This window comes from Oleiphilus sp. HI0066 (assembly GCF_001635725.1).
Window position 1 is genome coordinate 1 of record NZ_LWFH01001680.1, and the last position, 1528, is coordinate 1528.

Below are 1528 nucleotides of genomic sequence, written 5' to 3' on the forward strand. Positions count from 1 at the left end.
GATTTTTCTAAGGCGGATACCACCTCACTAGCACGATCTAAGTCTTCGTCAATAAGTAGAATACTTAATTCTGAGGACATACCTTGGGACTCTTTTCACGGACAACTTACTCGCTACGAGTCTTGATGCTCGCTCACGTGCATAACAGGCAGCAAAAAATAGACCATGCATTAAATGCACGCTAAGTGATTGATTTTTGATGCGGTCAAACTTGTACACATACAATCGCACACCAATATAGTGTAACAAAGTTAGGCGGTCGCAACAGCAGCAGCTTCTCTTTCCACTGGATAACGCAAGTTCACCACTTCACCAACAATCGTAATCGCAGGACCAGAGATTTTTTGATCTCGAACTTTCTCTACGATATCAGAAAGCGTGGCTATGCAGATCTTTTGCATAGGGGTTGTCGCGTTTTCGATCACTGCCACAGGCAACGAAGCAGAAACCCCATGCTCAATAAGCCTCTGAGCAATTAAGTCGATTCGACGAAGCCCCATATAAAATACTAAGGTTTCTCCGTTTTTCGATTGCCCTGATACTCCTTCACTCAATGATGCCCAATTGGGTTCTGTCTCAGCACTTTTCATGTGTGCCGTCACAAACCGAACCGATTGTGCACAACTGCGATGTGTTAAGGGAATACCAGCATAAGAAGACGCGCCCGATGCGGCTGTGACTCCAGGAACAACACAAACTGGAACTCCAGATTGTTGAAGTACCTGACACTCCTCACCAACACGAGCAAAAATCGCGGGATCGCCGCCTTTTACTCGTACTACCTGTTTTCCTTCAAGTGCCAGTTTTAGCATCAACGCCGAAATACCCTCTTGAGACATGCTATGTTGGGCATAGCGCTTACCAACATAAATGCGTTGTACTTGTTTAGGAAACAGCGCCACCACCTCATCGGACACGAGTGCGTCGAACAAAATGACATCTGAATTTTGTAGCGCGCGATAAGCCTTAAGGGTGAGCAACTCTACATCACCTGGCCCCGCACCAATAATCGTTACACAACCTCGTTTAGAACGAGCTTGTATTTGAGTTTTAACCCGATTTATAAACCCTGTGTCCTTAACCTCTCCATCATTATTTGAAGAGCGCCTAAATAGAGCTAATAAATTTGTTGCAGCAGTAATCATGAAAACTCCTCTAAGGTAATGCGTTCACCTTCTGGAACAAGATTTTGCTTAAGAATTTGTTTGAGTTCAGACTTACACGACCCACAATTTGTGCCGCACTTTAATTGCGACCCCAAAGCTTCAACGCTATCACAGCCGTCATCTTGTATGGCTCGGATGATCTCTTTTTCACCCACCTTATAACAGCTGCAGACCATGCGACCTTGGGCATAGACGGAGTCTACTTCCGCATGCAGAAGTGCTTGGATTTGTTCTTCGCTCAAGACGCTACTATCAAGCATGCTTTCTAACCAAGCTCGCTCATATTCTTGCGCCTCTGAATGCGTGAATACGCCGTAAACTAATGATTGGTCGCGCGTCGCAAAACGATTCATTCCATTTTG

General features: G+C 45.2%; 2 protein-coding genes. Both read right to left on the reverse strand.

All coding sequences use genetic code 11. The features are described from left to right. Nucleotides 1-251: 251 nt before the first annotated feature. Nucleotides 252-1145, reverse strand: coding sequence for a uroporphyrinogen-III C-methyltransferase (gene cobA / locus A3738_RS26295; RefSeq protein ID WP_068502954.1), 894 nt, complete (start codon nt 1143-1145; stop codon nt 252-254). Next, nucleotides 1142-1528, reverse strand: a 387-nt coding sequence (locus A3738_RS26300; RefSeq protein WP_197474055.1) for a bacterioferritin-associated ferredoxin, incomplete at its 5' end; no start/stop codon positions are given. The genes A3738_RS26300 and cobA, both read right to left, overlap by 4 nt.